This window comes from Nonomuraea sp. NPDC051941, from assembly GCF_044593615.1.
In genome coordinates this window covers 281,762-306,381 of the sequence record NZ_JBIUCF010000004.1, presented here as the reverse complement: position 1 = coordinate 306,381, position 24,620 = coordinate 281,762, and the positions used below count along the sequence as shown (strand labels likewise).

The window sequence follows — 24,620 nt, the reverse complement described above, 5'->3', positions numbered from 1 at the left end:
CCGTACTGATGTGGGACGGACGGGCCGCGATTACGGTCGCCGCCGTGAGGAACCGTTGGGCCACCCGTCTTTGCGCTGCACTGACGGTGACCACTCTTGTCATCGGCGTAGCAGGTCAGGCAGCCTACGCGGCTCCCGAGGAGCCCACGCTCCCCGAGCAGTTGCTGGGCTCGGCGGCGAACCGCGCCCACCAGGCGACGGCGGAGGCGACCCGGGCGAAGACCGAGCTGCCGGAGCGGGCCACCGCCAAGCCGCCCAAGGGGACCGTGCCGCGGGAGGCCCCGAAGCCGCCCGAGCCTGTCTCCCGGCTGTCGAACACCCCGCAGCGGGTGGGCAAGGCGACCGGCAAACCGGGCAAGAGGGAAGCCCACGGGTTCGTCGCCGAGCAGAGCAAGGCGGTGCCCACGCTGGGAGACGCGACGTCGAAGGTCTTCCAGAACCCCGACCACACCTACACCGTGCGCACGTACTCCAGGCCAGTGCGTTATCGCACGGCCACGGGGGAGTGGGCGGACATCGACGTCAACCTGACCGGCGCGGACGGGCGCTGGCGGCAGGCGGCCAACGACGTCGGGGTCGAGGTGGCCGACGACGCCGCCGACCCCAGGCTCCAATCGCTCACCCTGGACGCGGAGCACAGCCTGTCCTTCGCCCTCCAAGGCGCAAAAAGCACCAAGGCCACTATTTCGCGAAATATCGCGAAATATCGTGGAGTGCTGCCTGAGACGGACATCGAGGTCGAGGCGACCTGGAACGGTATCAAGGAGTCGCTGGTCCTGACCTCGCGCCAGGCCGCGACCGGCCCCTGGGACTTCCCCTTCCAGGCCAAGGGCTTGACGGCGCGAAGCTCGTCGCAGGGCGTGGAGTTCGTGGACGAGCGGGGCGCCGTCCGCATCACCGTCCCCGCCGGATTCATGCTCGACGCCAAGGGCGCCCGCTCCGACGCGGTCCGCTACACCCTCGTCGGCGACGTCCTACGCGTCAGCGCCGACCAGAAGTGGCTGCGCGACAAGGACCGCGCGTTCCCGGTGGTCGTCGACCCCTCCTCGTACGTGCGCACCACCAGCGGCGCCGCCTCCGACACGTACGTCGACAACCACTCCGGCGCGAACCACTCCGGCAGCGACCAGCTCCTGGTCGGCTCCCAGGACGGCACCAAGCGCAACAACGCCTACATCAACTTCAGCCTCGCCTCCCAGATCCCCCACGCCTACGTGACCGGCGCCGCGCTCTTCCTCTACAACACCCTGTCGAACTCCTGCTCGGCCAACCCCGTCACGGTGAAGGCCATCACCAGCAGCTGGAACGTCGGCACGATCGCCTCCTATCCCGGCGTGACCCTCGGCGACACCTGGGGCTCGGCCAGCTTCACCGGCGGCGTCACCTGCGGCGGCGCCGCCTGGGCGTGGATCGGGATCAACAGCGCGGGCCTGTCCGCCCTGTCGGACTGGGCCAACGGCGCGGGCAACAACGGCCTGGCGCTGACCGCCGACAGCTTCAAGGAGTTCGCCAGCGCCAACTCGGCCAACCCGCCGTACCTCCAGGTGGACTACAGCCCCTGGCGAGCGCTGTACGCGATCGACTCCGGCGCCACGATCGACCCGCCGGTGACCGCCAACAGCGCCGGCCGGCTCCCCGTCACGGTGATCAACAACGGGATGAACTCCTGGTCCCCCGGCACGGTCAAGCTGGGCTACAAGGTCTACACCACCGGCGGCACCTTCGTGGGCAGCTCCACCGCGGCCGCCGCGCTGCCCTCCACGATCGGCAACAACGGCTCGGCGAAGGTGAGCGCCACGATCGACCCGCTCAACCCGGGCTCGTACCAGATCTGCTGGGACATGGTGACGAACGGGCAGTTCTTCTCCGACTGGGGCGTACCCGTCTGGTGCGTGAGCCTGACCGTGCTCAACCTGCCGCCCCAGATCGACTCGATGTGGCCGGGCAGCGGGTACGTGGAGTCCACGCTGACGCCGGAGTTCACGGCCTCCGGCCATGACGGGGACGAGTGGCCCGGCGGGGAGCTGAACTTCATCTTCAACGTCTGCCTGGTCTCCGACCCCGACACGTGCCCCGCGGCCGGTCTGGTCACGGGCGACTCCAACACCGGTGCCCAGACCGCGAGCTGGGCGGTGCCGCAGGGCAAGCTCAAGTGGGGCGAGCAGTACATGTGGCGCGTCCTGGTCACCGACGGCAAGGACTCCAGCCCGGCGTCCGGGTGGAGCACGTTCCGCACGGTCGTGCCGCAGCCGCTGGTCTCCTCACACGTCTCCGACAGCGCGGGCACGGCCGCCGTCAAGGGCATCGACCCGCTGACCGGCCAGTACGCGGCCACCACCACGGACGCGAGCCTCACCACCGCCGGCCCCGCGCTGGCGGTCACCCGCTCGTACAGCAGCCTGAACTCGCGCACGGGGATGTTCGGCGTGGGCTGGACCACGGCCTACGACATGAAGATCGTCACCGACAACGACTTCACCGGCAACGTCGTGGTCACCTACCCCGACGGGCGGCAGGCGCGCTTCGGCCGCAACCCCGACGGGACGTACGCGCCGCCCGAGGGCCGGTCGGTGAGCCTGGTGAAGACCGATCTGGCCTGGTTCCTCCGCGACAAGTCCGGCGGCGCGTACGTGTTCGACCCGAACGGCCGGTTGACCGCGATCTACGACGACGACCAGCACGCCGAGTACCTCACCTACAACGGCGACGGCACCCTCGCCAAGGTCGTGAACAAGGTCAGCGGCCGCGGCCTCTACTTCACCTGGAACAGCGGGGTGGTGACCTCGGTCGCCACCGATCCCGCCCAGGGGGCGCCCGCGTGGACCTACGGCTACGGCTACGGCCTGCTCGCCCAGGTCTGCCCGCCGGGCACGACGACGGCCTGCACGAAATACTCCTACAAAATGGTGTCGCACTACCGCACGGCCGTCGTGGACGCCGCCCCCGCGATGTACTACCGGCTGCACCAGAGCGCGTCCAACGAGGCCCGGCTGTTCGTCGGCCAGGACGACGCGGAGGCGGTCAACCTCTCCTACGGCGCGGCGGGCGCCCCGGCCGGGACCACGGATGGCTCGGCGACGTTCAACGGTACGAGCTCGTACCTGCGCATGCCGTACAGCGTCACCGACGAGACCACCTACGCGGCGGTCGGCATGTGGTTCAAGACCACCAAGGCCGGCGTGCTGTACGGCGCGCAGCTGAACACGCTGGAGGACTCCCGGGGCCCGCTGCCCTGGGGCTTCCTGCCGATGCTCTACGTCGGGACCGACGGGAAGCTGCACGGCCAGATGGCCGACGACGGCAGCTGCGGATCGATGGCGTCGACCGCGGCGGTGAACGACGGCGCCTGGCACCACGTGGTGCTGACCTCGAGCGGGACCTGGCAGAGCCTGTACGTGGACGGGTCGATGGTGGCCAGCCGCACCAAGCAGATCAAGGCCACCCATCTGCCGTACGCCAGCGTCGGGGCCGGCTACACGACCACCTCGGGCTGGTGCCCCGCCGCGCCCGCCGACGCGCGCGGCCACTTCACCGGCCAGATCGACGACCCCTCCTTCTACACCCACCCGCTCGGTTCCACGTCGGTCGCCGCCCAGTACGCGGCCGGGCAGTACACGGGCGTGCTGGAGACGGTCAAGCTGCCCTCGGGCAAGCTGCAGGCCACGCTCGCGTACGACGCCCAGAACGACCGCGTCGCCTCGGTGACCGACGCGGGCGGCGGGAAGTGGCGGGTCTACCCCGCCCAGACGCAGGCCAGCACCGAGTACTACCCGAGCGCGGTCCTGGGCGCCCGGCCGCGCGAGTACTACCGCCTGGCCGAGTACTCCGGCACCCGGGCGGCCAGCGCGGCGTACGGCGACGGGCGCGACACCGACGCGACCTACCACAACGTCTCCCTGAACCAGACCGCGCCCATCTTCCTGGCCACCGGTGGCGACACGGCCGCCGGGTTCAACGGCACCACCTCCTACCTGGAGCTCCCCGACGGGGAGATCAAGGGTGGCGGGGATCTGTCGGCCGAGCTGTGGTTCAAGACCGCCAAGCCCGGCGTCCTGCTCGCCTACCAGGCCCAGGCCATCACCGACCCGGCCGGGCCGCAGGCGAACTACACGCCCGCGCTGTACGTCGGGACGGACGGCAAGCTGCGCGGCCAGTTCTGGGACGGTGCCGCGGTCGCGCCGATCACCACGAGCAAGAGCGTGACCGACGCGAGCTGGCACCACGTCGTGCTGACGGCCTCCGGCGGCACCCAGTGGCTCTGGCTGGACGGCGCCGTGGTCGGGACCAGGTCCAAGGGGCCGGTGTCCACGGTCGCGCAGAACCACGTCTACGTCGGCGCCGGCTTCATCGCCGGCAACTGGCCCGCCAAGCCCTCGGACACCCTGGGCCACTTCACCGGCACCATCGACGAGGTGGCGATCTACTGGAGCAGCCTGAGCACGGACGCGATCGAGGCGCACTACCAGGACGTCGCGACGTTCGGCATCCCCGCCACCACGGTCCTCGCCGCCGATCCGGGCGACAAGCCGATGGTCTACAGCTTCGACCCCCGGCACGGCGGCCGCCCGACCTCGCTGTACGACGCCTCGGGCGGCACCACGCGGTACGGCTACGACCTCAACGGCAACCTGGCCTCGGTGACCGACCCGGACGGGCACACCACCCAGCTGTTCAACGACGACCGGGGCAACCCGGTCATGAAGGTGACCTGCCGGGGCCCGCGCTCCTGCCAGACCTCCTACTTCACCTACTATCTGGACTCCGGCGACCCGCTGGACCCCCGCAACGACAAGCTCACCGGCGCGTACGACGCCCGGGCTGGCGCCGGGAACGACCCGGCGCACCGCACCAGCTACACCTACGACATCTCGGGCGACCTGCTCAGCGTCACCACGCCTCCCGTGAGCGGATCCGCCGGCCGGACCACGAAATACGCCTACACCGACGGCAGCGAGGCCGCCGTCGACGGCGGCACCACCCCGGACGGGCTGCTCGCCTCCGTGACCACCCCCGGCGGCAAGGCCACCCGCTACGGCTACCGCCAGAACGGCGACCTCGCCCAGGTGGTGGACCCGGCCGGGCTCACCACGAAGTACGACTACGACGGCGCCGGCCGGCCCACCGCCGTGACCGAGGTCTCCGACACGTTCCCGAACGGCGTCGTCACCTCGATGGGGTACGACGCGCTCAACCACCTCACCGCCACCGTCGGCCCCGCGACCACGGACGCGATCAGCGGCGTCAAGCACCTGCCGTGGGTCATCTACACCTACGACGTCGACGGCAACGTCTCCAAGGTCGAGCAGACGGACCCCACCGGCAAGGACGCCGCCCGCACCACGAACTACACCTACGACTCCGCGGCCCGCGTCTCGTCCGTCAAGGACGCCGCGGGCAAGACCACCACCTACGGCTATGACTCCTACGGCAACCTCACCAGCACCGTGGACGCCACCGGCGCCGACCACCGGCGCACCTACGGGCCGACCGGCCTGCTGCTGACCACCAGCATCGCCAACTGGGTGGGTGACCCGCTGGACAACGACGCCCCCAAGGAGCTCGTCCTCGAATCCCGCGCCTACGACCCGGCGGGGCGCCTGGCCACGGTCACCGACGCCATGGGCCGTACCACCCGCTACCGCTACTTCGACGACAACCTGCTCGAATCGGTCTGGGCCGAGGGCTTCCGCAACGCCGACGGGTCCACCCGGGACATCCCGCTCCAGCAGAACACCTACGACAGCGCGGGCAACCTCATCCAGCGGATCACCGGCAACGGCAAGAGCACGACCGCGTACACCGTGGACGCCGCCAACCGCACCACCGAGGCCCTGCTGGACCCCACCGGCATCAAGCGCAAGACCACGTACGGCTACGACGACGACGATCACCTGATCACCCTGGTCCAGGCCCAGAACAGCGCCTACACCTGGACCACGTACGACCTCGACGCGCTGGGCCGGCCCCTCTCCCAGAAGGTCTGGGACGGCGACAAATGGCTCACGACCGCCTGGACCAGGGACCAGCGGGGCCTGCCGCGGACGATGACCGACCCGCGCGGCGCGGTGACCGACTACACCTATGACGAGGCGGGCCGGCTCACCACGACCAAGGCGCCGACGGTGGCCATCGAGCACTTCGGCGGCGCGCCGTACAACGTCAGGCCGACGACGCGGACCGGCTTCAACAGCTTCGGCGACGTCGTGACGAGCGAGGACGCCGAGGGCTACCGGACCACGATCACCTACGACGCCATGAGCCGGCCGCTCGTCCTCACCCTGCCCGCCTACACGCAGCTCGGCGCCGGAGCCACGGTGACCGGGAGCACCACCAGGACGTACGACGCGCTGGGCCGCATGACGAGCGTCGTGGACGCGCTCGGCCACGGCGACACCTACACCTACAACCAGCTGGGCAACGTGGTCGCCACCACGGACGCGGCGGGCAACCGGTCGCGGTCGGGCTTCGACGCGGCCGGCGAATGGCTCTGGACGCGCGACCAGGCGGGCCGGGTGACCGGGGCGACGTACGACGACCTCGGCCGCCGGATCTCCACCACCGCCGTCGAACGCACACCGGCCGCGGCCGGGTACACCACGACCTACGAGTACGACGACGCGGGCAACCTGACCTACGTCAACACGCCGTCGGGCGCGCGCAGCCAGTTCGGCTACAACGCGGCGGGCGAGGTCGTGGTCGACGTCAACCCGCTGAACCAGGCCCGCTGGTACACCCGCGACCACGCCGGCCGGGTGACCAAGGTCGTCAACCCGGACGGCACCGGCAGCACCCTCGCGTACGACGGCGCCGGCCGGGCGACCGCGATGGCCGATCTCGACGCGTCGGGCGGCCAGCTGCGGTCGATGACGATCGGCTACGACGCGGGGGGCAACCCGGTCACCGTCAACCGACCCGGCGGCGGGGTCGCCACCTACGACTACGACGCGCTGAACCGGATGACCGGCCAGCACGAGAAGACCACGTCCACGCACACCGTCACCACGACCTTCGGCTACGACGCGGTGGGCAACCGGACCCGCTTCACCGACGGCAACGGCAACGCGACCTCGTACGCCTACAACCCGTGGAACCTCCAGACGGCGATGCTCGTCCCGGCGACCACGGCGTACACCACGCCCGCCCAGCGCCAGACGATCACCGACTACGACGCGGCCGGCCGCCCCTTCCAGGTCACCAAGCCGGGCGGGGTCACCGTCGCCCGCACCTTCGACGCGCTGGACCGGCTCACCGCGGAGACCGGCGCGGGCGCCGAGAGCGCCACGACCGCCCACAGCTTCGGCTACGACGCCGTGAGCCGGCTGACCTCGGCCGGGGGCGACACCTTCGGCTACGACGATCGCGATCATCTCGTCAGCACGGCGGGGCCGTCCGGCACGGCGTCCTTCACCTACGACGCCGACGGCCGCATGAAGACCCGCACCGACAAGGCGGGCACCGCCGCCTACGACTACGACGCGGGCAGCCGCCTCGCCACGGTCCGCGACCCGCTCACCGGCGGGACCGCGACCTACACCTACGACTCGATGGACCAGCTCAAGGGCGTGGACTACGGCGGGGCCAAGCGCTCCTTCGAGTACGACGCGCTGCACCGGCCCACCTCCGACACGCTCAAGACCACCGCGGGCGCGACGCTGGCCGCCATCGGCTACGGCTACGACGACGCCGACCGGCTCACCAGCAAGACCACGACCGGTACGGCGGGTGCCGGGGCCAGCACCTACGGCTACGACCTGGCGGGCAGGCTGACCTCGTGGAACTCGGTCGCCTACGAGTACGACGACGCGGGCAACCGGACCAAGGCCGGCCCGGCCGCCGCCGTCTACGACGCGCGCAACCAACTGGTCTCCGACGGATCGGCCGGCTACGCCTACACGGCGCGCGGCACCCTCAGATCCAGGACGCCGACCGGCGGGAGCGCGAGCGCGACGAGCTACGACGCGTTCGACCGGATGATCAGCGACGGCGCCACGACCTACGCCTACGACGGGCTGGACCGGCTCGCGTCCACCGCGGGGGTCGCGTTCAGCTACTCCGGGCTGGGCAACACCCCGGCCGCGGCGGGCGCCGAGCTCTACGGCAGGGACCCGGCGGGCGACCTCGTCTCCGTCGCGGGCCTGTACGCCTACACCGACCGGCACGGCGACCTCACCGCCACCTTCACCGGCGCGGGCGCGCTGACCGATTCGGTGGCCTACGACCCGTACGGGAAGGTCGTCGCCAGCTCGGGCACCAAGCGGGGCGTCGGCTACCAGGGCGGCTGGACCGACCCGGCCAGCGGCAAGGTCAACATGGCCGCCCGCTGGTACGACCCCGGCACGGGCGCGTTCCCCAGCAGGGACACGCTCGAGGTGGATCCGGTGCCGTCGATGAAGGGCAACCGCTTCACCTACGCGGACGGCGACCCGCTCAACCGGGTGGACCCGACCGGCCACTTCGGCTGCCCCGCCTTCGTGTGCGGCACCGCCAAAGAAGTGATCAAGGTCGTCAAGGTGGACATCGCCAGGCCGATCTGGAACGCGGCCGACTACATCCTCGTCGGCGGCGGGGAGGTCGGCGCGGCCGCGCGCGGCTCACGGGTCTGCGGTCCGGTCTGGCTCTACTGCCTCGCGGCGGTCGGCGTCGGCGCGGGCCTGGGCTACTTCGCGGGCAAGTGGTGGAAGAACAACTGGTGGAAGGGCTGGCCGGACGGCAGCGGGCCGTACATCGAGTATCCGGACGGCGGCAGCTCGCCGGGCAAGGGCAAGACCGGCGGCGGCCCGGGCGAGGACACCCCCGGCACGGGCGGGAAGGGGCCGCACAAGACACCCAAGACGGATCCTCCGCCACCGCCTCCGCCGCCCACGCCCCAGGAGCTCGCCGACATCGCCGCGAAGACGCGCGCGACCAGGCCGGGTCCCATCGACCACGACCGGCTGCCCGGTCCGGCGGGCACCTCGCTGGCCGACGCGCTCGACAAGGGACTCACGCACAGGGTCGACAACGCCATCGACAAGATCCTGGACAAGGTCGGCGTGGCCTTCACGCCGACCGAGGCAGGGGCGGGCGACGGGCAGCCCAACGGCGGGTTCGCCCCGGCCCCGCACGTCGTCGGCCAGTGCTCGGGGGTGTTCGGCGCGGACGCGATGCAGGACTGCCGCGTCGATCCGGGCCCGGGCGTCCCGCAGGACCCGTCGGTGCGGCTGGACCCCTGCCGCGGCGTGACGGGCGCCGGCTCCTCCTGCCTCTCCACACCCGGGCCGCTCGGGACCGCGAGCGCCGGCGACGGATCCGGCACGGGGGCGCGCGGGCCGCTCGCCGACGACGACCCCTTCGTGCTGGCACGCGCCGGCGACCGGCCGCGCTGGGCCGCCAGGCTCCCGATGAACATGGACACGGTCCGGCGGGTGGCCCAGGACTGGGACATCCGGATCGACGACCTGACCATCAAGATCGACAAGAGGATGGACGGGCTGGCCGGGGTGACCTATCCCGACCAGACGGTCCTGCTCCGGCGAGCGGCCTTCCGCAGCGAGGAACTGCTGGCCCGCACCCTCGCCCACGAGCGGTACCACGTGGAGGACCTGCGCCAGGGCGGCGTCTATCCGAGGTCCAAGGAAGAAGCTGGACCGTATGAGGACCGGGCCTACGCCTTCGAGGACGAGTGGTGGGCCAACCATCCACGTAACCAGTGACGGAATATGGACGTGTACGCAGAGGACAGCACCGAGGCGGACCCGTTGCCGAACACCCATGACCAGGCGCTCCGATGGGAGAGCTGGCTGCACGCCTACGAGCAGGCCCGTGACGAGCTACCCGGACCGATCTCCGGGCCTTGCCCGAACTGCGGACGGGCCTGTCTCCGCCTGGTGTACCGGCTTCGGATCCCTCACCTGCTCGTCGGTGAGGCCCACTTCTGGTGCGACCACTGCCTGAAGGGGCCTTACCTCGGAAGCGTCGAGATCCCCGAGGCGGCCGCGGGGGAGGCGGACGAGCAGGCGTACCAGCGGCTGAAAGCCACGATCCCGGACTACGAGCTCGTCCCCCCTGCGGCCTAGGCGGTGTCCGGGCCGTAGAGCGCGGCCAGATCCTCGGAGGTGGACCACCGGCTGTAGGTGGGCGACTGCGGCCAGCCGTCGGGCGAGTCCTGCCACACCTCCTGCCGCCCGTACGGCAGCAGGTCGATCAGCGCGAAGGTGTGGGTGAGCTGCTCGGTGCCCCGGCCGTTGGTGTGCCAGGTGCGATAGACGGTGTCGTCGTCGCGCAGGAACACGTTGACGGCGAAGCCTTCTCCGGGCGGTGCGCCGACGTCGGCGCCGAACGGGCTGTTCGCGGTGGAGTACCAGGTCATCGTGTTCCCGACCCGCCGCTTGTAGGCGAGCGCCTCGTCGATCGGGCCCTGAGTGACGACGACGAAGCGGGCATCGTAGCTGTCCAGGAACTCCAGCCGGGTGAACTGCGAGGTGAACCCCGTGCAGCCCGGGCACTGCCACTCCTTGCCCGGGAACCACATGTGGTTGTAGACGATCAGCTGCCTCTTGCCTTCGAAGACGTCCGCCAGCCGAACCGGTCCGTCCTCGCCCTCGAGGGTGTAGTCCGGCATCCTCACCATCGGCAGGCGGCGGCGCTGGGCGGCGACGGCGTCGAGTTCCCGGGTCGCGGCCTTCTCCCGGGCACGCAGTGCTTCGAGCTGACGCTGCCAGGTGTCGGCGTCGACGACGGGCGGTAGTGCGTTCGTGCTCATGGTCCCTCACTGATCACGTGCGGAGTTTGCAGGTGCATCGGTAGAGACCTGGCCCGGCCGTCAAACTCATCGGTGGCCGGCCTGCTTTTGGGCAGCCTGTTCGAGGCGTTCGCGGTAGTCCGTCCACCACGTCTCGTCGGCGCCCGGCAGGAGGTCGTTGTCCTGGCGGCCGACGGCGCCGTCGATCAGCTCGCGGACGATGTCGGCGTGACCGGCGTGGCGGTTGGTCTCGGCGAGCACGTGGACGAGGACGCGGTGCAGGGAGACGGGGTTGCGCTCGGCCGGCCACCAGGCGACCTCACCGGTCGCGTCCAGGGGCAGCTCCTCGATCGTGGCGTCCGCGTGGGCCCAGGCGCGACGGTAGAGGGCGATGATCTGCTCGCGGGACTCGTCGGGCGTCGCCCACATGTCCGCGTTCGCCTCGGCGTCCTGCTCGAGCCAGGGCAGCGGCTCGCCGGACGGGCGGCCGAAGGTGTCGCCGAAATAGCCGAGCTCGACGCCGGCCAGGTGCTTGACCAGACCGAGGAGATTGGTGCCGGTCGGAGTCAGGGGGCGGCGGACGTCGTACTCGGAGAGGCCGTCGAGCTTCCACAGGAGGGACGCGCGGACGGTCTTGAGATAGTGATGGAGGTCCGCTTTCGGGTCCGATGTCTGCATGTCGGGCATTGTGCCAGGTGTCCGCGCCGGCGGCCGGGCCTCTATCCTGGGGCGGCCGCTTCGGCGGGACGGTCACGAAGGATCGGGAGCCCTTTGAGACAGCGGACTTTCCTCGCCGCACGCATCGACCAGTGGTCACGCGAGCACCCCAGGCGGCTGGATCTGGCACTGACCGGTTTGATGTGGCTGGTTTCCGGCCTGCCGAGCGCTCTTGCGGGGCTGCCCGCCTTCCTCGTCGCGACGGCGGCCATTCTCCCGCTCGTCGTGCGGCGACGCTTCCCGGCCGCGGTACTCCTCTGGTCGGCCGCGGTCTTCGGCGTCCAGCTCATGGTGGTGCCGATTCCGTTGCCGGCCGACCTCGCGCAAGCGGTCGTCGTCTACACCGTTGCCGCGCACGTCGTCTCTCTGCCGATCCGCCTGCTCGCCCTCGGTGCCGCGCTGGCCGGGAGCGTGCTCGCCGGTCTCCGATGGAGCACGCCGCCGGAATACCTGGTCAACGTGTTCAAGAACGCGGCGGTTCTGGGGATTCTGTCGGTGCTGGTCTGGGTCATCGGCAATCTCGTCCGCGGCCGCCAGGCCAACATGAGTGCGCTGCGTGAGGCGAGTGCCCGGCTCGAGGAGAGCCGGTTGCACCGCGAACGGTTCGTCGTGCAGCAGCAACGTGTCGCCGCGGCACGGGAGATCCACGACATCGTGGCCCACTCTCTCACCGTCGTGATCGTGCAGGCCGACGGCGCGGAGTACGCCGCCGAGCACGCGCACCCCTGGGACCGCGGGGACGCGGGAAGGGTCTTCGCCACCATCGGGCGTACCGCGCGGTCGGCCCTCACCGAGGTGCGTGGCGTCATCGAGGTTCTCCGTGAGGCCGACGCCGACGGGCCGGACGAACTGCGCGGGGCCGGGCTGGGACTTGCCGAGCTGCGGCAGCTCGTCGACTCGGTACGGGCGGCGGGACTCGCCGTGGAGGTCGAAGCCGAGCCGGCCGCGTTCGACGACGTTCCCACCGCGATACGGTTTGCTGTGCTCCGTGTCGTCCGGGAGTCACTGACGAACGTGTTGAAGCACGCCGGCCCGTACGCGGCAGCGCATGTGGTGGTCGCGAGGACGCAGGGAGGGATCATGGTACGAGTCGAGGACGACGGAGTCGGTGTCGCCGACGCGATCACGGACCACGGCTCCAAGCCTGGCTACGGCCTCGACGGCATGCGGGAGCGCCTGCGCGCTCTGGGCGGGGCCCTGGAGGCAGGTCCACGCCCCGGCGGCGGGTTCGTGGTCGATGCCGCGATCCCCGTCGCCGTTCTGCCGCCTTCCGCGCGACCCGCGGGCTCTGCCGCCGCGCCGGGCGGCACGGGGCGAAGTGGCAAGCGATGAGTCCCGGCCGCCTCGTCCGCGTCTTCCTCGTGGACGACCAGGAGCTGGTACGGACGGGGTTCGAGATGATCCTCGACGCCACCCCGGACCTGCGGGTCGTCGGATCGGCCGCCGACGGGCAGACGGCCCTGGACGCGCTGCGGCGGCCGGAGCACCGTGCGGACGTCGTCCTGATGGACATCCGCATGCCAGGGCTCGACGGTGTGGAGACCACCCGGCGGCTGCTGGCCACACCCGACCCGCCACACGTCGTCATGCTGACCACGTTCGACGACGATGAGCTCGTCCTGGCCGCCCTTCGAGCCGGGGCGGCCGGGTTCCTGCTCAAGGACGCGGGCGCGGCGGAGCTGCTGGCGGCGATCCGGGCGGCCGCCGCCGGGGAGGCGCCGGTCGCGCCGAGGCTCGTACGTCGCCTGATCGACTCGTTCGTCCTCGCACCGCCCGTGACCACACCCGCCGAGCCCCCGCCCGCCGCCGCGTCCAGACTGGAGCGTCTCACCACCCGCGAACGCGAGATCCTCGCCTCCGTCGGCCTGGGACTCACCAACGCCGAGATCGCCGCGCGGCTTCAGCTGGCGGAGTCGACCGTCAAGACGCATCTCGGCTCGGTGCTGCGCAAGCTCGAGCTACGCGACCGTGTGCAAGCGGTCATCCTCGCGCAGACACAGGGGCTGACCGGCTGATCCCGATCGCGAGGGCGCAGACCGCCGTGCCGGCGAGCACGAACAGCCCGGTGTCACCGGCCAGGTACTCGCGCACCACCACGGGCTGCTCGGTCGAGATCGCGTGCTCCAGCAACAGGGCGAAGGTGGCGTTGTGTGCGAAGTGGGCCAGCACGACCGGCCACACGCTGCCGGACATGACGCGCAGATACCCGAAGAGGAACGAGAACGCGATCACCGAGCCGCCGAACAGCAGGAGCACCAGGCTTCGGTCTCCTTCGCTGTGGTAGTACGGCGTGAACAGGATGTACGGCAGGTGCCAGGCGATCCAGACCAGCCCGACCACGAGCATCGCCGAGCGCTCGCCCAGGAACGCGAGCCGCGGCTGCAGGTAGCCCCGCCAGCCGATCTCCTCCGCGAACGACAGGATCGGCCCGGTGACGGACACGGCGATCACCGACTGAAGCCAGTCGCCCTGCGGCGCGGTGAACCGGCCGAAGCCGAGCGCGACCGCACCCGCGGTGGCGAGCAGGCAGACGCCGGCGGTGGTGGCGAGCGCGAGCGGCCAGGTCCGCAGGCCGAGCCGTCCCATACCGAGTCGGCGCCACCCGTCCCTGGAATACCCCTCTCGGGTGATGACGAGCAGCATGGCCATCACGACGAGCAGCGGCGAGAGGGCGAGGACGAGCCCTCCGGCGATGCCGGCGGTGCCCAGCGAGATCGTGAGCACGAGGACGATGAAGACGATCGACGTGGCGCGATCAGAGAGCCGTTCGAACACAGGCAGACCTTCTTTCGGGGAATCGGCCTGGCCAGTGTTCTCGAACGCGTCGCCGCCGCCATCCACCGGCGATCCGAATTTCGGCCGCCGCTGACCTGCCCCTTCCGCCCGCGGGACTAGACCGCTGGTCCAGGAAGCCGGCGCTCACTCGACGACGCCCGGTGTCACTCCGCGTCCGGTGGCAGCGGGACGTCATAGGCGTTGAGCACCATCGAGATGGCGGCGTACTGCGCGATCAGGAAGACGAGTTCCGCCGTGCCGGACTCGCCGAAGGCGCTGACCGCGGAGCGGTAGAGCGCTCCCGGAAGCGGCGCGCCGGCGTTGAGGCGAGCCGCCACATCGTGCGCGACCGACTCCTCCCGCGTCAGCTCCGGGGGCCGTTGCCCGGCGACCAGCCCCGCGACGACGCCGTCCGGCAGCCCCGTCTCCACCGCGATCCTGCTGTGAGAGTAGAGCTCGGACATCTTCAGCCGGACCGAGGTCGCCTTCGCCTTCGTCGAGCCGGGGTTGCGCTCGATCCGCAGGGGCAGACGGGTCACGCTGCCCGGTTCGGCGCGGTTCGAGTCGTCGAGGCCCTCGGGACTGTAGCGGACGGCCATCAGCGGCAGGGGCTGCTCCTCGGGCGTGGTGCCGGACCGGAACGTCCACACGGACTCCACGCCGGTCGACAACGCCGAGTACGGAACCTGCCTGCGCAGGGAAGCGGTCAGACTGTACGTCCCGCGCCCGTCGGGCAGGTCGGCGTGCAATCGGCACTTGTGCGACTCGTAGACGGAGCAGCCGGGTGAGGTCGGCCGTGGCCAGCACCTTCCCGGCCCTGGCGAGAGTGGCGGTGCCGGTCGCGGCGCCGTCGGAGCCCGAACGCCCCTCACCTCCGTCGGCGCACAGCCCCGCCCCCGAGAACAGGAGGCTGTCGCCGGTACGGCTGCCGCCCGGCAGCAGGAACGACGGCCCGGTGACCGCGGTGTTCCAGCCCTCGCTGGTCTCCGGTACGTCCAGGGACGCCGCGATGACGGCGGAGTCGTCCCGGCGATCCACCAGCCCCGCTGGACCGCGTACCGATGGCCGGCGGTCGCCGGGAGGTGCGGGGTCCGCCAAAACGAGCTCCCGTTCTGAGGTGATTGTCACGAAGGTCTTTATCCGCAGGGCCTTCGTAGGTTCCCAGCGGGCTGGCGGCCGGTCCCTCGCGCATCGTGAACGTATCGCGGATCTATCAACCGGGGCCCGCAGGATCGGTGTCGTAAGAAAGCACCAGCTGAGGAGCGTCACCATGTCCACCACCGCAACCGTCGTCACCGTCCTGGCCGCCCTCTGGGTGGGCTTCTCCGCCTTCTCCCTCCTCCGCCGCGCCGAGTGGGTCGTGAAGCCGTTGACGGACTACGGCGTCCCCCGCTCGTGGTGGACCTGGCTCGGCGCGGCCAAGGCCGCGGGGTCGGTCGGCCTGCTGGCCGGCCTGTTCGTGCCGGTCGTCGGCGTCCTGGCCGGGATCGGCCTGGTGCTGTACTTCGCCGGGGCCGTCGTCACCGTGCTCCGGGCGCGCTCGTACTCGACCGTCGTCTTTCCCCTGCTCTACCTGGGCCCGGTGATCGCCGCCCTGGCCCTGGGATACGTCGCCTGAGGGGCCGCCGGCGCGCTCGCCGTCTCGCGTCAGCGGTCGCGTCAGGGCGGCGACGGTCCGGTATCAGAGCGGTCGGGGATGGTGGACGCCATGAACGGTTCAGCGCCTGTCCGTTCAGCTGTCACAGTGTTGAAGGAGCCTCCCCATGTCCGTCACCCTCACCGACCAGGACAAGCTCACCCTGCGGACCGCCGCGTACGGTGCCGTCTCGCTGCTGGCCGCCGCCGGCGCCGCAGGCTCGCCCCACAGGATCGCCACCGAGGGCTCCATCGCCCTGGCCTCCGCGACCGGCCTGGTCGGCCACGTGCTCGCCGCGAAGACCAGAGACATCAAGCTGAACGGCAAGTCCGTGGCCGAGCTCGCCGACCACGTGCTGCCGGCCCTGACAGCCGCCATGAGCCTGCTCAACAAGCAGGACCCGGCCGAGGCCGGCAACTTCCGCAGCACCGTCATCGTCGCGCTCGAAGCAGCCACCCACCAGGGCAGGCCCGGCCCCGTCGTGGCGGAGATGGTCCGCAAGATCACCGGAGCCCTCGACGCCGCTTCGGTCACCCTGCCGTCCGGGCCGGATCGCCCGGAGCTGCAGAAGGCCATCCAGGAGATCGTCGATTCCGGTTTCACCGGGGTGACGCTGCGCGTGCACGACGAGCGGGGCGAGTGGGTCGGCAGTGCCGGCCGGCGCAAGCTGGGCCAGACCGCCACACCGCCGGTCAACGGGCACGTCCGGATCGGCAGCAACACCAAGACCTTCACCGCGACCGTGGTGCTGCAGCTGGTGGGCGAGGGCAGGATCGGGCTGGACACTCCGGTGGATGACTACCTGCCCGAGTTCGGGCTGGACCGGCGGATCACGGTGCGGATGCTGCTGCAGCACACCAGCGGGGTGTTCAACTTCACCGGCGATTACTACCCCGAGCACGTGCCGGGGATCGTCTGGTCGGGTCAGGAGTGGGTGGACAACCGGTTCCGGACCTACCGGCCCGAGGAGCTGGTACGGCTGGCGCTGTCCAAGCCGGCGCGGTTCGAGCCGGGGACCGACTGGAGCTACTCCAACACCAACTATGTGCTGGCCAGGCTGCTGATCGAGAAGGTCACCGGCCGCTCGCTCGCCGAGGAGATGCGGCGGCTGATCCTGGGGCCGCTCGGCCTGACGGGCACCGTGGTGCCGGACACCTCGCCGGAGATCCCCGAGCCGCACGCCCACGCCTACTACCGGTACGGGGAGCCTGGCCGGCAGGAGACGGTCGACGTCACCCGCCAGAACCCCTCCTGGATCTCCACCGGCGGTGACATGATCTCGACCACCCAGGACCTGCACACGTTCATCTCCGCGCTGATGGGCGGCAAGCTCCTGCCGGCCGAGCTGCTGGCCGAGATGTGCACACCGGAGCCGAAGGTCGGCTACGGGCTGGGGGTGTTCGTGCAGGACACGGAGTGCGGCGGCACCGTCATCACCCACAACGGCGGCATCGCGGGCCACGGGGCGCTGATGTACAGCACGCCCGACGGCGGCAGGACCCTGACCGCCGCGCTGAACTACGTGGACGACGCCGAGCTGTCCCTGGCGGAGGCGTTCCAGAAGGCGACGCGGAGGCTCGTCAACGAGGTGTTCTGCGACGGGCAGGCCGCGAGCTGAGGAACGCGCCGGGTCCACTCGCCTCGCGGATGCATCCTCGATTGAGGGTCCATCGCGACGATGGCGAGGATCTCCGGGAAAAAGTTTACATCGAGTGTTCAACGATACGGTTTAAGGCATGGACATCAAGGACACAGCCCGGCCGGTCGATGGCGCGAACATCTCGGCGTTCCTCCGGTCGCTTCCCGCCCAGCCCCTGCTGCTCGGCCTGGGCGAGGCCAGGCACTTCGTGGGGGAGCTCGGCGAGTTGCGCAACGAGATCTTCCGGCATCTGGTCGAGCACGAGGGCTACCGGTCGTTCGCCATCGAGAGCGACTGCCTCATGGGCCTCGTGGTGGACGACTACGTGACGACGGGCGCGGGCACGCTCGACGACGTCATGGAGCGCGGCTTCAGCCACGCCTTCGGCACGGCACCGGCCAACCGCGAGCTCGTACGCTGGATGCGGGCCTACAACGAGGAGCATGATGAAAAGCTCCGGTTCTTCGGGTTCGACGGCCCTCTGGAGTACTGGGCGGCGAGCCCCCGCCAGGCGCTCACCGGCCTCCACGGCCTCCTCGACGGCCCGCTCCTGTGCAGCAGGGAAACCCTCGACACGTTGCTGGGCCCGGACGAGCGGTGGTCGAACGAGGCCACCGCCATGGACCCGTCCCAGTCGATCGGCCAGTCCGCCGACGCCCAGCGGCTGCGGCTGATCGCCGACGACCTGCTGGCGGCGCTCGACACGCAGGCGCCGCAGCTGAGCGCGGAGGACAGGGAACGGGCGGAACTGTACGGGCGCACCGCCATCGGCCTGCTCCGCTACCACTACTGGATGGCCGACGCCTCCCCGGAACGGTGGACCCGGCTGTCGGCGCTGCGGGCCGTGATGATGGCCGCCAACCTGCGCGCCGTCGCCGAGCACGGCCCGGCCCTGGTCTTCTCCTCCAACCTCCACCTGCAGCGGAACAAGACCCTCATGCCGTTCGGCGACCAGCAGTTGGAGTGGTGGAGCGCGGGGGCGATCGCCGCGACGCACCTGGGAGGCCGGTTCGCCTTCCTGGCCTCGGCCTTCGGCACGGTCGGCGACGACATTCCGTCCCCGGACACCGTCGAGGGCATGCTGTCCACGCTCCCGTGGGACCACTCTCTCATCGACGCCCGCCGCCTGGCCGAGGCCGTCACGAAGCCCGCCAAGCGCGTCTCCGATGATTTCGCCTATTTCCCGCTGGACCCGGCCCAGCTCGACACGATCGACGGCGTCGTCTTCCTCAAGCAGGCCGTCAACCTGAAAAAGCTGGGCTGACAGGCCCGTTGATCACGGCAGGCGCGACGACCCAGTCGCGGGGCAGCACGCGGACGCCGGATCCGTGCCGGCGTCCGCGCGGCAGGCTCCACCGGTTCTCATGGAGTTCTCAGGTGGATTTTGTGGCACTTTGAGCTGACTTTTATGACTATGGGGCGATGGAGCACGTGCCGCAGGAGGCCGATGCGGCCGAGGCTCGGGGAGCCGGGGCCGGGAGGGCTCGGCGGTTCGTCGTCGGGGGCGGCGTGCTCGTCCTCGTGGCGGTGCTCGCGTACTGGCTGGGCAGCGGCGGTGGGAACGGCGAAGCAGCCGCGCCCAGGCCGAGCCCGACGCCGACCCCCAGCGCGACGCTCACGACGGCCGAGGTCTTCGAGAGGGCCGGGCCGTCGGTGGTGGTCATCCAGGCCGGGAAGTCGCTCGGAACCGGGGTGATCGCGGCCGAGGACGGGACGATCCTGACCGCGCACCACGTCATCAAGGGCACGAAGAACGTCAACCTGACGTTCGCCGACGGCACCAAGGCGAAGGCCGTGGTCGTGTCGTCGAACCCCAAACGCGACGTCGCGGCCCTCAGGCCCGCGAAGCTGCCGGAGATCGTCGTCCCGGCGACGCTCGGCGGCGGCGTGGCCGTGGGTGCGCCCGTCGTGGCGATCGGCAACCCGCTCGGCCTGACCTACAGCGTCTCCACCGGCGTCGTGTCGGGCCTGAACCGGACTATCGAAGAAGGCGACCGCGACCTGGGCGGGCTCATCCAGTTCGACGCCTCCGTCAACCCGGGCAGCTCCGGCGGTCCGCTCCTGGACGCTCGCGGCCTGGTCATCGGGATCGTGGTCTCGATCGCCGACCCGGGCGGCGACGAGGCGTTCGCAGGCATCGCGTTCGCGGTGCCGATCGGCGTGGCCCTGGGCGGCGGTGACGGTGACGGCCCGCTGGGCGAAGGACCCCAGATCTGACCGGACACATCTCGAGAAGGAAGACGATGACCTCGACCAAGTCCCCCGAGCCGGCTCATCCGCTCGAACAGGTGCTGTTCGAGGTCAAACGCACGATCGTCGGGCAGGACGTGCTGCTGGAGCGCATGGCCGTCGCGCTGATCGCCGACGGCCACCTGCTCGTCGAGGGCGTGCCGGGCCTGGCCAAGACGCTCGCGGTGAGGTCGCTGGCCGCCGCGATCGCCGGGAGTTTCCAGCGCGTCCAGTTCACCCCCGACCTGGTGCCCGCCGACCTCGTGGGCACGCGGGTCTACCACCAGCACTCCGGGGAGTTCAGGACCGAGCTCGGCCCGGTGTTCGCCAACCTGCTGCTGGCCGACGAGATCAACCGTGCCCCCGCCAAGGTGCAGAGCGCCCTGCTGGAGGTGATGCAGGAGCATCAGGTGACGATCGGCCGTGAGACGTTCCGGGTGCCCGAGCCGTTCCTGGTCATGGCGACGGAGAACCCGATCGAGTCGGAGGGCACCTACCCGCTGCCCGAAGCGCAGGTCGACCGGTTCATGATGAAGGTGGTCGTCGACTATCCGACGCAGTCCGAGGAGCAGGCGATCGTCGAACGCGCGCTGCGTCCGCCGGAGCCGCCGCAGGCGATGGTGACGGCCGAGGATCTGATCGCGATGCGGGCCCGCGCTCAGCAGGTGTACGTCGATCCGGCGATCGTCGACTACGCGGTCCGGCTGGTCGCCGTGACGCGTTCGCCCGCGACGGCCGGGCTCGGGGAGCTGGAGCGGTACGTCACCTACGGGGCGAGCCCGCGGGCGTCGATCGCGCTGGTCACGGGTGCCCGGGCGCTGGCGTTCCTGCGCGGCCGCGACTACGTCCTGCCGCACGACCTGTCCGAGCTCGCGCTCGACGTGCTGCGCCACCGCCTCGTGCTGTCGTACGAGGCCCTCGCGGACGACGTCGACGCCGACACGATCATCACCAGGGTGCTCGGGGCCGTCCGGGCGCCCGACGTCGTCCTGCAGAACCGCTGAGCCGCCATGGCCACCGCCCCCGAAAAGCTGCTGCTCCGCCTGGAGTGGAAGGTCGTCCGCAGGCTGGACGGCCGGCTCCAGGGCGCCCACCGCACCGCGCACCGCGGCTCCGGGATCGACTTCACCGGGTTGCGCCCCTATGGCGACGGCGACGACGCCCGGCACATCGACTGGAACGTGACCGCGCGGCTGGACGAGCCGCACCTGCGCGTGTTCACCGAGGACCGCGAGCTGACGGTGTGGCTGGTGCTCGACCGGTCGGCGTCGATGCTGGCGGGCCGGCCGGGGCGCGGCAAGCACGACGTGCTGGCCGGGCTCGCGCTCGTCCTGGCCCGGCTGTTCGGCCGGGGCGGCAACCGCGTCGGCGCCCTGCTGTTCGACACGGGGATGCTGCGCGTCGTGCCGCCCGGCACCTCCCGGCGGCACGCGCTGCGGATCGGCGCCGAGCTGGAACGCACCGCCGGGACGGCGCGTGGTGGCACCACCACCGACCTGGCGGAGATGCTCGATGCGGCCGGACGGCTCGCGCGCCGCCGCGCGCTCGTCGTCGTGCTGTCGGACTTCATCGGCGACGGCGACTGGGAGCGCTCGCTCCAGCGCCTGGCCCGGCGGCACGAGGTCGTCGCGCTGCGCATCGTGGACACGGCCGACGACGTGCTGCCCGAGGCCGGGCTGATCGTGGTCGAGGACGCCGAGACCGGCGAGCAGCTCGTCGTCGACTCCGCCGACCCGCTGTTGCGGGTGCGCTTCCGGGAGGCCGTCGACGCCCGCGACGCCCGGCTCGCGGCGGGCATGCGCCGGGCCGGGGTGCCCGTACACCGCGTCGGCACCGACCGCGACCTGGCCGAGGCGCTCGTCGAGGTCGTCGCCCGAACCCGGGACCGGTCGTCATGACGGAAGCCACCCATGGGCACGGAGGAGGCTCATGACCCTGTCCTCCCCGCTGCTGCTGGCCGTCGGACTGATCGTCACGGCGGCGCTCGCCTGGGCGGCCGTCGTCTCGGCGCGCCGCCGCACGGCCGCGCTCGCCGCCGCCGGCGTCGCCGTACCGGGCGCCCGGCGGGCGTACCTCGGCAGCGGCCTGACGATCGCCGGCGTCGCCGTACTCGCGGTCGCCACCGCCGGACCGGCGGCCATGGTGCCGGTGCCGCGCACCGCGGGCACCGTCATCCTCGCCATCGACGTCTCCAACAGCATGGGCGCCGACGACGTCACGCCCACCCGGCTGGCGGGAGCGCAGCGGGCGGCCCGCGCGTTCGTGTCGGCGCAGCCGGACAGCGTCGACGTCGGAGTCGTCGCGTTCGCACGGGGCGGGCTCACCGCCGCCCGTCCCGATGCCGACCACTCCATCGCGCTCAAGGCCATCGACCGGCTGAAGATCACCGGCAGCACCTCGCTGGGGACGGCCATCACGGCCTCGCTGACGCTGATCACCGGCAAGCAGGTGGCCATCGGCCGCGACGGCGCCGCGCCCGACGTCGGCTACTGGCCGTCGGCGACGATCGTGATGTTCTCCGACGGCCAGAACCAGGGCGGGGCCGGCGATCCGGCCGTCGAACAGGCCGCCGCCGTGGCCCAGAAGGCGGGCGTCCACATCCACACCGTCGGGGTCGGCACCACGGCAGGGGCGACGGTGCAGGTCGACGGCTACCGCCTGCAGACCTCGCTGGACGAGGACGCCCTCACCTCGATCGCGCAGGCCACCGGCGGCGCCTACCACCCCGCCTCCGACACCGCGCGGCTCGACGGGATCGCCGACACGATCGATCTGCGGCTCACCGTCTCCGACGAGCCGCTGCCCCTCGCCGGCGCCCTGATCGGGCTCGCCCTCGCGCTGCTCACCGCCGGAGCGGCGCTCACCGTGCTCCGGTCTGGACGGGTGATCTGAATGTCGTTGTCATGGCCGTGGGCGCTGCTGTTCGTCCTGATCATCCCGCTGATCTTCGCCATCCGCTGGTGGGCGGGGCGCCGCCGCCGGCGTGCCGCCGTGCGGGTCACCTCGATCGCGCTCGTACGCAGCGCCCTGCCCGGCCGTACGCGCTGGACGCGGAAGATCCCCGCGGCCCTCTTCATCGCCGGACTCGCGCTGCTCGCGGTCGGGGCCGCGCGACCGCAGGCGTCGGTGCCGGTGCCGATGACGTCGGCGACGATCCTGCTCGCGCTCGACACCTCCGGCTCCATGTGTTCCACGGACGTCGACCCCAACCGCATCACCGCCGCGAGGAAGGCCGCCGCCGACTTCATCGAGTCGCAGCGGGGCGGGCCGCGCATCGGCCTGGTCACCTTCGCGGGCAACGCGGGGCTGCTCGTGCCTCCCACCGACGACACCGACTCGCTGATCAAGGCGCTGGACGGCCTCACCGTGTCCCGCGGCACCGCGATCGGGCAGGCCATGCTCACCTCGATCGACGCGATCGCGGAGGTCGACCCGTCGGTCGCCCCCACCGGCGCGAACCCCACCGACGGCGGCGGGGCAGGCTACGCCGGTGCCGCGATCGTCGTGCTCACCGACGGCGCCAACACCCAGGGCGTCGACCCGCAGACCGCCGCCCAGGAGGCGGCCCTGCGCCGCGTCCGCGTCTTCACCATCGGCTTCGGCACCACGAACCCGGCCCCGATGGTCTGCGACAACTCCCAGTTCGACGGCCGCGGCTTCGGCGGCTGGGGCGGCGGCTTCGGTGGCCGCGGCGGATTCGACCGCGGCCGCAACGTCCGCTTGATCGACGAGCCCGCGCTCAAGCAGATCGCCCAGACCACCGGCGGCTCCTACCACCGCGCCGAGAACGCCGGCCAGCTCCAGAGCGCCCTCGACGCCCTGCCCGGCACCTTCACCGTCATCCGCCAGCGGGTCGACACGGCCGCCGCCTTCGCCGCCGGCGGCGCCGTCCTCATCACCGCGGCCCTGTCCCTGTCCCTCTGGTGGAACCGCCCCCGGACCACTGACAGGCCTCGTCGGTCCCCGTCGGCGTCATGAGGTGAGGACGGCGGCGGTGGCCGGCCAGCCCTCGCGGGCGCTGGGGTAGCGCGGGGCCCAGTCCGTGGCCGCGCGGAAGCGGGCGTTGCTGACCCGGAGAGAGCGGGTCAGCGAGGTGAGGCGGTGGCCGAAGAGGTAGGCGGCGCGGCCGGGGACGCTGAGCCACAGGCGGGTGCCGGCGGCGCGGGCCAGCGTGTGAGCGTACTCCCGCTTGGTCAGCGGCTCGTCGTCGACGACGTTGTACGTGCCAGCGGGCGCCCCGAGCGCGGCGACGACGGCTTCGGCGGCGTCGGTCATATGGATGGAGGACACGTAGCCGTCGGGGTGACCGAGCACCATGCCGACGTGGTGGCGGGCCTGGGCGTACATCTCCTCGCTGTGCGCGGCCCCCGGCCCGTAGAACCAGCCGAACCGCAGCACCACGCCCGCGCCGCCGCCCTCCCGGCCGAAGCGGTGCGCGCTCGACTCGGCGGCGAAGTTGCCGCGGGTCATCGGGTAGTGATCGACGGGCGCGTCCTCGTCGATCCAGCGCGCGCCCTGGTCGCGGTAGACCATGCTGACCGACTCCTGGACGACCCGGCCGACCCCGGCGGCCAGCGCGGCGTCCACGACGGCGGCCGAGCCCTCGGCGCGCACCCGGTTGTTCTGGCGGTGCGCGGTGACGCTCATGAACTTGCTCATCGGCGGGATCGCGCTGGCCAGGTTGACCACCGCGTCGTGCCCGGCGAAGGCCGAGGCCAGCGCCTCGCGGTCGAACAGTGACACCGTGACGGGGACGGCTCCCTGGCTGCTGAGGGCGGCCGCCTTCCCCGGCGTGCGGGCAAGAGCGGTCACCGTGTGCCCCGCGGCGAGCAGGGCAGGGACCGTGTGGCGGCCGATCGCGCCGGTGCCGCCCGTGATGAACACTCGCATAGAAAGAGAGTACT

At 71.3% G+C, this 24,620-nt stretch carries 17 protein-coding genes; 12 read left to right on the top strand and 5 right to left on the bottom strand.

The window, feature by feature from the left end; translation table 11 throughout:
* The first annotated feature begins 86 nt into the window (after nucleotides 1-86).
* Both ACIHFD_RS10580 and ACIHFD_RS10575 read left to right on the top strand, forming a co-directional pair.
* Complete coding sequence (locus ACIHFD_RS10580; protein WP_397366545.1) at nucleotides 87-9,692, top strand: LamG-like jellyroll fold domain-containing protein; 9,606 nt, start codon at nucleotides 87-89, stop codon at nucleotides 9,690-9,692.
* 6 nt (nucleotides 9,693-9,698) lie between these two features.
* Nucleotides 9,699-10,055: a hypothetical protein gene (locus tag ACIHFD_RS10575; protein WP_350727313.1), complete on the top strand. Its 357-nt coding sequence runs from the start codon at nucleotides 9,699-9,701 to the stop codon at nucleotides 10,053-10,055.
* On the opposite strand, the gene ACIHFD_RS10570 is transcribed toward ACIHFD_RS10575, so the two are convergent.
* Nucleotides 10,052-10,741, bottom strand: coding sequence for a DUF899 domain-containing protein (locus tag ACIHFD_RS10570; protein ID WP_397366544.1), 690 nt, complete (start codon nucleotides 10,739-10,741; stop codon nucleotides 10,052-10,054). The genes ACIHFD_RS10575 and ACIHFD_RS10570 overlap by 4 nt on opposite strands.
* A 66-nt stretch (nucleotides 10,742-10,807) precedes the next feature.
* On the bottom strand, nucleotides 10,808-11,398 hold the full coding sequence (locus ACIHFD_RS10565) for a DinB family protein (protein WP_363971542.1): 591 nt from the start codon (nucleotides 11,396-11,398) through the stop codon (nucleotides 10,808-10,810).
* A gap of 93 nt (nucleotides 11,399-11,491) precedes the next feature.
* Between ACIHFD_RS10565 and ACIHFD_RS10560 the strand changes: the two genes are divergently transcribed.
* Nucleotides 11,492-12,769 (top strand): sensor histidine kinase, encoded by a 1,278-nt coding sequence (locus tag ACIHFD_RS10560; RefSeq protein ID WP_397366543.1) that lies wholly within the window; start codon nucleotides 11,492-11,494, stop codon nucleotides 12,767-12,769.
* Nucleotides 12,766-13,452, top strand: a complete 687-nt coding sequence (locus ACIHFD_RS10555; protein ID WP_397366542.1) for a response regulator transcription factor — start codon at nucleotides 12,766-12,768, stop codon at nucleotides 13,450-13,452. Before ACIHFD_RS10560 ends, ACIHFD_RS10555 begins: the two co-directional genes overlap by 4 nt.
* Here the strand turns inward: ACIHFD_RS10555 and ACIHFD_RS10550 are convergent.
* Both ACIHFD_RS10550 and ACIHFD_RS10545 read right to left on the bottom strand, forming a co-directional pair.
* Nucleotides 13,418-14,212, bottom strand: a complete 795-nt coding sequence (locus ACIHFD_RS10550; RefSeq protein WP_397366541.1) for a lysostaphin resistance A-like protein — start codon at nucleotides 14,210-14,212, stop codon at nucleotides 13,418-13,420. The two genes, ACIHFD_RS10555 and ACIHFD_RS10550, sit on opposite strands and share 35 nt — an antisense overlap.
* A gap of 164 nt (nucleotides 14,213-14,376) precedes the next feature.
* Entirely contained in the window at nucleotides 14,377-14,961 is a 585-nt protein-coding gene (locus tag ACIHFD_RS10545; protein ID WP_397366540.1) for a hypothetical protein, read from the bottom strand.
* A 521-nt stretch (nucleotides 14,962-15,482) separates the two neighbouring features.
* Between ACIHFD_RS10545 and ACIHFD_RS10540 the strand changes: the two genes are divergently transcribed.
* The 8 genes from ACIHFD_RS10540 to ACIHFD_RS10505 all read left to right on the top strand — a co-directional run bounded on the left by ACIHFD_RS10540 (nucleotide 15,483) and on the right by ACIHFD_RS10505 (nucleotide 23,694).
* Nucleotides 15,483-15,830, top strand: coding sequence for a DoxX family protein (locus ACIHFD_RS10540; RefSeq protein WP_350727317.1), 348 nt, complete (start codon nucleotides 15,483-15,485; stop codon nucleotides 15,828-15,830).
* A gap of 145 nt (nucleotides 15,831-15,975) precedes the next feature.
* Nucleotides 15,976-17,466 (top strand): serine hydrolase domain-containing protein, encoded by a 1,491-nt coding sequence (locus ACIHFD_RS10535; protein ID WP_397366539.1) that lies wholly within the window; start codon nucleotides 15,976-15,978, stop codon nucleotides 17,464-17,466.
* A gap of 118 nt (nucleotides 17,467-17,584) precedes the next feature.
* Nucleotides 17,585-18,751 carry an erythromycin esterase family protein gene (locus tag ACIHFD_RS10530; RefSeq protein ID WP_397366538.1) on the top strand — a complete coding sequence of 389 codons (1,167 nt, stop codon included), beginning with the start codon at nucleotides 17,585-17,587 and terminating at the stop codon, nucleotides 18,749-18,751.
* Between the two features lie 158 nt (nucleotides 18,752-18,909).
* Entirely contained in the window at nucleotides 18,910-19,704 is a 795-nt protein-coding gene (locus ACIHFD_RS10525; protein ID WP_397366537.1) for a S1C family serine protease, read from the top strand.
* Between the two features lie 26 nt (nucleotides 19,705-19,730).
* Complete coding sequence (locus ACIHFD_RS10520) at nucleotides 19,731-20,720, top strand: AAA family ATPase (protein ID WP_397366536.1); 990 nt, start codon at nucleotides 19,731-19,733, stop codon at nucleotides 20,718-20,720.
* A gap of 6 nt (nucleotides 20,721-20,726) precedes the next feature.
* Nucleotides 20,727-21,614 carry a DUF58 domain-containing protein gene (locus ACIHFD_RS10515; protein WP_397366535.1) on the top strand — a complete coding sequence of 296 codons (888 nt, stop codon included), beginning with the start codon at nucleotides 20,727-20,729 and terminating at the stop codon, nucleotides 21,612-21,614.
* A gap of 31 nt (nucleotides 21,615-21,645) precedes the next feature.
* Entirely contained in the window at nucleotides 21,646-22,608 is a 963-nt protein-coding gene (locus tag ACIHFD_RS10510) for a VWA domain-containing protein (RefSeq protein WP_397366534.1), read from the top strand.
* Nucleotides 22,609-23,694 carry a VWA domain-containing protein gene (locus ACIHFD_RS10505; RefSeq protein ID WP_397366533.1) on the top strand — a complete coding sequence of 362 codons (1,086 nt, stop codon included), beginning with the start codon at nucleotides 22,609-22,611 and terminating at the stop codon, nucleotides 23,692-23,694.
* On the opposite strand, the gene ACIHFD_RS10500 is transcribed toward ACIHFD_RS10505, so the two are convergent.
* Complete coding sequence (locus tag ACIHFD_RS10500) at nucleotides 23,689-24,606, bottom strand: NAD-dependent epimerase/dehydratase family protein (RefSeq protein ID WP_397366532.1); 918 nt, start codon at nucleotides 24,604-24,606, stop codon at nucleotides 23,689-23,691. The genes ACIHFD_RS10505 and ACIHFD_RS10500 overlap by 6 nt on opposite strands.
* Between the last annotated feature and the right edge of the window lie 14 nt (nucleotides 24,607-24,620).